This is a genomic window from Lyngbya sp. CCY1209 (assembly GCF_035615495.1).
In the GTDB taxonomy this organism is placed as follows: domain Bacteria; phylum Cyanobacteriota; class Cyanobacteriia; order Cyanobacteriales; family Microcoleaceae; genus Limnospira.
The window spans coordinates 1-6,946 of the sequence record NZ_JAJENU010000237.1; the positions used below are offsets into that span (position 1 = coordinate 1).

A 6,946-nucleotide genomic window follows, 5' to 3' on the forward strand; every position below is an offset into this window, starting at 1 on the left:
GCCAGTTAAGGCTTAAGCTGGTCAGCTACCTGAAGGGGAGGGCACGAAGCCCCCGTGCTTCAGCCGGGGGTGCTGACATTTATCTCTCTTCGCCGATCCGGCAATCAATCAAGTCTGAAATTTTAGTATGACACACCCGTTTCGGATCTGCCACATTTGTTTTTGCACCGACCCACCCAGCCGGCGGAGCCGGGGTCAGCCGCCAGAGGACGGGGAGAACGGGATTCAAATGCTCGAAAACCGACCGGGGATCGCCGAATCCGAAGGGAGACGAGGCTTGGCAACCTCCCCCCCGAAGTCTCCGGCGGACGGCTCGAAACCGTCATCCCAACAGCAGGTCGAGGGCGATCGCCTGAGCCGCCGGAATCTGAGCGTCGGAAAAAACGTAAGGTAAACTCGACGGAATTTCAGGTAGAAATTGTTCCAAGGTATAGGGACTACCGTAAATGACGAGGGCGCGAAGTTCGCCGGTTTTTAACAATTTCTTAAACCAAATGCGGGCAATTTCCGACAACCCGGCCGAGCCCCGGAAGGGGTTTCCGCGTATAAATAACTGCAGCAATGTCGGAGACAATTCCCCATCCTCCCCGGGGGGGGTGCGGCCGTGGCGGTCGAGCAGTTGCAGGGTGAAGCCTCGGTGCCCGGGGACGGCGATCGCGGGGGTGTGGTGTCCCAGGACGGGGCAGTTGAGCAGGTCGTCGGCCACCACCAGATTCCGCCACCCCTCCCGTCCGGGGTTCGGTGGCAGTTGCAGGGGGACCGCGGCGCCGGCCCGGACGGACTCCCGCAGGATCAGTTCCACCGTCTGGTTAGCCGCCGGCGTCGATAGATCCTCCAACCCGAATTGCCGTTGACGTTCCGGGGGGGATATTTTCTTTTTCATATAGGCGATGCGATCGCACGACATTTGAATCCGTTCCGGCGAGATTCGTCCCGACTCCACCGCCTCACAGACGGCTTGGATGGTGACTTCCGGATCTTCGGGCATCAACAGAATGTCCGCCCCCGCCTCCACCGCCAGCACCGACGCCTCAGCCAAACTGTAGCGGTCGGCGATCGCCCCCATCACCAGAGCATCGGTGACGATCAATCCTTCAAACCCCAATGCTTTCCGCAACTTTCCGGTCAAAATTTCCGGGGACAGGGTGGCGGGCAACGTCTCGTCCCAGGCGGGAATCAGCAGATGGGCGCCCATGACGCTATCGACCCCCGCCGCGATCGCCTCTTTGAACGGCGGCAACTCCACCGCCGCCAGCCGTTCCGGGGAGTGGGGGATCGTCGGCAACTCGATGTGGGAATCCACCGCCGTATCCCCGTGGCCGGGGAAATGCTTGGCCGAAGTCAACACCGGGTATCGGTGAGAGCCGCGGATAAACGCCGCCGCCAGCCGCCCCGCCGTCTCCGGCGTCTCCCCGAAGGCTCGGACGTTGATCACGGGGTTATCCGGGTTGTTGTTGACATCCACCACCGGCGCCAAAATCCAGTTCAAACCGATCGCCAAAGCCTCCCGGGCTGTGACGGCGCCCATTTCTTCCGCGTACCGCTCCGCCATTTCCGGATCTCGATTGGCGATCGCCCCCAAAGCCATCGGCGGGGGAAACCACGTCGCCCCCGCGAACCGCTGGCCCACCCCTTCCTCGATGTCCGCCGCCAATAGTAAAGGTATTTTAGCCCAGGACCGGAGCAATTGAGTCCGGACTGCCAGTTCCGCCGCGCTGCCGTCCACAAAGATCACCCCGCCGACGCCCAACTCTTCGAGCCAATACCGCAGGCGATCGCACGGCGGCTCCCAGGCCGGATAGCGAATTTGGTGGTCGAATAAGTGCCCCGACGCCCGCACCACCACCATTTGGGCGACCCGTTCGGCCAGCGAAAGCTCCATGTTCGTTTTCCCCACACCCCGTCAGTTCAAAATTATTCGGCTTCGGCGGAAGTGTCCGATTCTTCTCCCTCCTCCGCCTCCGAGTCTTTGTGATTCTGAGAGATCTCGTTGATCAGGGCCAAAATTTTGTCCCCCCGTTCCAGGGAGCGATCTTCGAGAAACACCACTTCCGGCGTCCGCCGCAGCCGCACCCGCTGCCCCAGATAGGAGCGGATGTAACCCGTCGCCGACCGCAACCCTTCCATCGTTTCCCGGCGGGCCTCTTCCGTCCCGTAGATGCTCACGAAGATTTTGGCGTGCTGCAAATCCCCGGAAACGTCCACGTCCGTGATGCTCACCATCCCGGTTCCCACGCGATCGTCTTTGATATCGTGGAGCAATATCTGGCTGACCTCCCGCTTGATCAGCGAAGCCACTCGGGAAACGCGACGATCTGTAGCCATGATGATTACCCCCTAGCGAGCTTCTGTCAATGGGACATTTTGCCTTCTTCGGATATCCGCCCGGGTGGGAGATTATTTCCCATCTCCTGCCGGCTTCGTCTGCGTCAACCGCCCGGGTATCCGAATTCTGGGGTGATGCCCGACTCCAGTTTACATCAGTTTCGGGCGACGGTGGGGAAGAATTGACAATTGACAGTTGACAGTTGACAATTGAGAATTATTTTTGTGCCTCGCCGGAGGTCAAAAATGCTATAATTGGCCCTCGGTGCGGGCAAATTTGCCCGCATCTGAAGCCGTAGCAGCGAAACCAGTGGGTCGGAGATCAAGACCGTCAAAATTGACAACTGGCGTCATCTATCATGTATTTTATGATGGGTGAATTCAAACCGCATTGGCATAGAAGTTGATCGGTTTGAATTTTGTTTAAAATTAAAAATTTTATGACTATGGAAAAAGAAAAAGAATTTGCCATCCATCAAAAAGTTCGGGTCATCGCCGTACCCCCCTACGTCAAAACCGCCGAACCGATGCCGATTCTCAGACCCCCGGACGCGATCGCATTGGGGGAAGTGGGTACAGTCCTCGATCGCCGTCCGGGCGGTTACTGGGGTGTCCGCTTCGCCAAAGGTGCGTTTCTGATGGATGCCCAGTATCTCGAAGCAGCAGAAGATAATTGATAATTGATAATTATTGATGGTTTTCGGTTCCGGAATCGGCGCGACAGCTTCCCCGAGTGGAGAATGCTGCCGCATTTGCATCGGTCGGATGCAATCTTGGGGTCGGGACAGATTTACCAGAGTCCGCGAACCGGAGGAGCCGGGGGAGGTACCGGTGCCGGAGGTGGCGGAACCGGGCGCGGGGGGGCCGGACGCGGGGGCGCCGGAGCCGGTCCGGGAAGATTGACCTCCTGCAGGGAGCAGCCGCCGACGATAACGGTTCCGTCGGAAAATTCGGTGCCGAAGTCGGAAGCCTGTCTGAACAGGGCACCGAGTTCGTCGCTCAAGCCCTGAATTTTGTCCACCGTCGCGGGGATGTTCGCCACATCGACGTACATTCCCGGGACGGGGTAGTAATTCAAGAAGTCCAGGAAGGAGATGGTGCCGTCGTCACTGACGGCATTGATCAACGCGGCCCGGATGGCCTTTCCGTTAGCAACCCGGCGGTGGGTGCGAACCGTTGCGCCGATGTCGTCGGTCAGTTCTTGGCCGGTCGGCGTGTAAATCATGCAGGCGAACGGCACGAGGTCGAAGCCGATTTCCAGGCTCATCAGACCGCGCAGGGTTTCTTCGTCGAGTCCGGAGGCGCCGACGATCTGACGGATGGTTTTGGTGGTGACTCCCTCGGTGGCGAATAGCTCCAGGTCGCTGACGGCGATCGGAGCCTGGAAGGGGCCGTAGGTGAGAACCACGCGATCGGCGGCTTCGGCGCCGGTTTGACCCAGCAAGATGCCGGCGATCGCTCCCAAAACCAATCCCGGACGAAAACGTTTCAGATTTGGTAGTTTCATTCGGTCAACCGATTGGTGAAAATCGATAGTGTTTGGCAGGAATTGGGGTGGGAATTGATCCGGGACAATTGCCAATGAGTTGGCTTTTGCCGACTCCCGACTCCCAATTCTGAACACCAGCTTAAATGTACCGGCTCAGTTTCACAAGATCGGCGACATTAAATTTTGGGAAATGGCTCAACTCGGGAGCAAGATGAACAGGGATTTCATAGCGTTGAGACTGAGGAGGGCCACCACGCCCCCAGCGGCCAGCAGGGTGACGGGCACCAAAATTCCCTGCATCACCCGCAACGATCGCTCCAATTCCCGTTCGTAATAGAGTTGGAGATGGTACAGGGCGCGCTCCAACTGGCCCGTCTCCTCCCCGGTGCGGATGGTGCGGATGGCCGCCGCGGGGAGGCGGTCTTCCAGACTTTGGCTGAGGGTTTTGCCGGCGGGGATCTGTCCCAGAGCTACGGTCAGGGTTCCGGCCATTTCCGACTTGGGGATGCGATCGCGCACCAATTCGATCGCCGTCAAAATCGGCAACCCGCACCGCAGGGGCAACTCCAACTGTCCCAGGTAGAGCATGGCCCGGGCGGTCCGGACGCGGCGCACCCAGGGCAAACGGGGGATCACTCGGGGCAGCGCCAACCCCGCCCCCAGAACCAGCAAACATCCCGCCAGCCAAGTGCCGAAGGTGGCTTTCGTGGTGTACAACAGCGTCGCCAACAGCAGCAGCAGGCTGACCCCGCTCGTCACCGCCGCCAGGGTGACGGAGCGGTAAAAATTTTGTCGGTCCCATTCCTGCCGTTCGAGTTTGGCCAGTTGCCAGCACATTTCCGGCAACGCCCCGCTTTTGGCCGCCACGTCCAGCAGGCTCGTCGTCCACGGGTCGAAGATGCGGGGCATCCGCCCCAAAGCCTGCGGCAGTTCTTCTCCCCGCCCCAGAGAGAGGATCGCTTTCCCCAGGTAGCGGCTCAGACGGCTCGGGCTCTTTTTGGCGATCGCGATCAGGCTTTTGTGTACCGTCAGACCGGAGTCCAGCAGCACCGCCAACTGAGAAAATAATTGCGCCTTTTCCAGAGGAGTCATTCGTTTAAAGCACCTGTATGGCGTCGCGCGCCGGGTGGGGGGTGGGGGGGCGACCGGGGCGGAGGAAGCTCCAGGGGTCGAGGGAGCCGAGGGAGCAACGGGTGGGACATCCAGACCCCTGGGGAATTAATTCCCGAGGGCGCAAACCTTGCGCCCCTACTAGCTCAAATCATCTCAAGATGATTGGGGAGTTTGTACGGATCTGATATAAACTTGCCTCCGGTCGCCTCCGCATCACTGAACCGCCAGTTTTCGCTTCACCCGCTCCCGGTGGGCGACGATGGTGGGGGCGTTCGGTTGCAGTTCTAGGGCGACTCCGTAGGAGTTGAAAGCCTCCTGGTAGCGGGCCATCTGCTCGAAGGCTTGCCCCCGCCTCACCCAGGCTTCCCAGGCGTCGGGTTTGATCTGGATCAGGTGGTCGTAGGCGGCGATCGCATCTTGAAATCGATCCAACTTTTCCAGGACGGCCCCCTGCTGCAACCAAATCTGATAATTTTCCGGCCAGATGGCGATCGCCTGCTCGAAGGCGTCTGCGGCCTGGAGGTACTGTCCGAGGCGGTCGAGGACCTGCCCGAGTTTCACCCAGCCCTCGAAGTTGTCGGGCTGCTCCCGCACCACTTTCCGGTAGGCGACGACGGCCTCCTCGTCCCGCTTCAGGTATTCCAGGGCCGCGCCGCGCTGGAGTCCGGCTTTGGAAGCCAGGTCCGGGTCGGCGACGGTCATTTGAATCACTTTATCGTAAGCCATCAGGGCCTCTTCGTAGCGCCCCAACTGCTCCAAGGTGAGTCCCCGGCGGTTCCAGGCATCGAGGAAGTTGGGCTGGACCTGCAGGGCGTTGTCGCAGGCGATGATCGCCTCCGGATAGCGTTTCAGGTGGTAGAGGGCCGTCGCCCGCCCCAACCAGGCCTCCGGGAAGTTGGAGTTGAGTTGGGTGGCCCGGTCGAAGGCGGCGATGGCGGAGCGGTAGTCTTTGATGTCCAGGAGCGTCTGGCCGCGGCCGATCCAGACGGCGGGGGACTCGGGGTTGATTTCCAGGGCGCGGTCGAGGTTGGCCAGGGCGGTTTTCGGCCACTGGGATTTCAGGGCCATGCCTTTGTAGAACCAGGCTTCGTAGTCGTTGGGTTGCAGTTCGATGACGCGGTCGTAGGCCGCGATCGCGTCTTCGTAGCGGCGCAGTTTTTGCAGGGCAATGCCCCGGTTGAACCAAGCCGGGTAGCGCTCGGGTTGCAGTTCCAGGGCTTTGTCGTAGGAGGCGATCGCTTCGGTGTAGCGGTACTGGCTCATTAGCATTTCCCCCCGGTTGAACCAGGCGTCGGAGTTGGCCGGCTGCAGTTGCACGGCGCGATCGTAGGAGGCGATGGCGTCGGCGTAGCGCTCCTCGTTCATCAGGGCGTTGCCCTGGTGGTACCAGATCGCCGATAGGTCTGGTTTGATTTCGATCGCCCGCTTGTAAGAAGCTGCCGCGGCCTGGAATTGCAGGCCGGCTTCCAGGGCTAGACCCCGCTCGTACCAGGCCTCGAAGTTCTCGGGTTTGATTTTCAGGGCTTTGTCGAAGGAAGCGATCGCCTCTTCGTTCCGCCCCAGTTTGGCCAGGGTGATGCCCCGGAACGTCCAAGCCCAGTAGTGGTTCGGGCGCAGTTTGATGGCGCGATCGTAGGAGGCGAGGGCTTCTTTGTGGCGCCCCAATTTTCGCAGGGTGTTGCCCCGCCGCAGCCACGCGGAATACCAGTCCGGCTTCAGGTCTACGGCGCGATCGTAGTGGGCGAAGGCTCCCTCGTATCGCCCCAGTTTGTAGAGTCGGTTGCCTCGGTTGAACTCGGGAAACGCTTTGAAGATATCGAAGGGCCCCGACCTCGGCCGCGCCGGCGATGTTTCGGGAGGGGTCGGGGGTGGCGCGATCGGGGGGGGAGGTGTGGACTCTTCGGGCATCTGCAAGGTGTCCGTATAACGACGGGCTGACGATATTAGGGGTCGAGAGAGATGTTACCATCTCCCCCTCCCATTCAAAACCGTGCATGAGACTTTCACCTCACACGGCTC

General features: G+C 60.3%; 6 protein-coding genes. 1 reads left to right on the forward strand and 5 read right to left on the reverse strand.

Going from position 1 to position 6,946, the window contains the following annotated elements; all coding sequences use genetic code 11:
• Positions 1-322: 322 nt before the first annotated feature.
• Positions 323-1,882 (reverse strand): glycoside hydrolase family 3 N-terminal domain-containing protein, encoded by a 1,560-nt coding sequence (locus tag LKE08_RS05935; RefSeq protein ID WP_324703280.1) that lies wholly within the window; start codon positions 1,880-1,882, stop codon positions 323-325.
• Between the two features lie 32 nt (positions 1,883-1,914).
• Positions 1,915-2,325 carry a 30S ribosome-binding factor RbfA gene (gene rbfA, locus LKE08_RS05940; RefSeq protein ID WP_324703281.1) on the reverse strand — a complete coding sequence of 137 codons (411 nt, stop codon included), beginning with the start codon at positions 2,323-2,325 and terminating at the stop codon, positions 1,915-1,917.
• 446 nt (positions 2,326-2,771) lie between these two features.
• Between rbfA and sipA the strand changes: the two genes are divergently transcribed.
• Positions 2,772-3,002, forward strand: a complete 231-nt coding sequence (gene sipA / locus LKE08_RS05945; protein ID WP_324703285.1) for a regulatory protein SipA — start codon at positions 2,772-2,774, stop codon at positions 3,000-3,002.
• 113 nt (positions 3,003-3,115) lie between these two features.
• On the opposite strand, the gene LKE08_RS05950 is transcribed toward sipA, so the two are convergent.
• The 3 genes from LKE08_RS05950 to LKE08_RS05960 all read right to left on the reverse strand — a co-directional run bounded on the left by LKE08_RS05950 (position 3,116) and on the right by LKE08_RS05960 (position 6,835).
• Positions 3,116-3,832, reverse strand: a complete 717-nt coding sequence (locus LKE08_RS05950; RefSeq protein WP_324703282.1) for an alpha/beta hydrolase — start codon at positions 3,830-3,832, stop codon at positions 3,116-3,118.
• 177 nt (positions 3,833-4,009) lie between these two features.
• The gene (locus tag LKE08_RS05955; RefSeq protein ID WP_324703283.1) at positions 4,010-4,906 is read right to left on the reverse strand and encodes a type II secretion system F family protein; all 897 of its coding nucleotides are present in this window, start codon (positions 4,904-4,906) and stop codon (positions 4,010-4,012) included.
• Between the two features lie 234 nt (positions 4,907-5,140).
• On the reverse strand, positions 5,141-6,835 hold the full coding sequence (locus tag LKE08_RS05960) for a tetratricopeptide repeat protein (protein WP_324703284.1): 1,695 nt from the start codon (positions 6,833-6,835) through the stop codon (positions 5,141-5,143).
• Between the last annotated feature and the right edge of the window lie 111 nt (positions 6,836-6,946).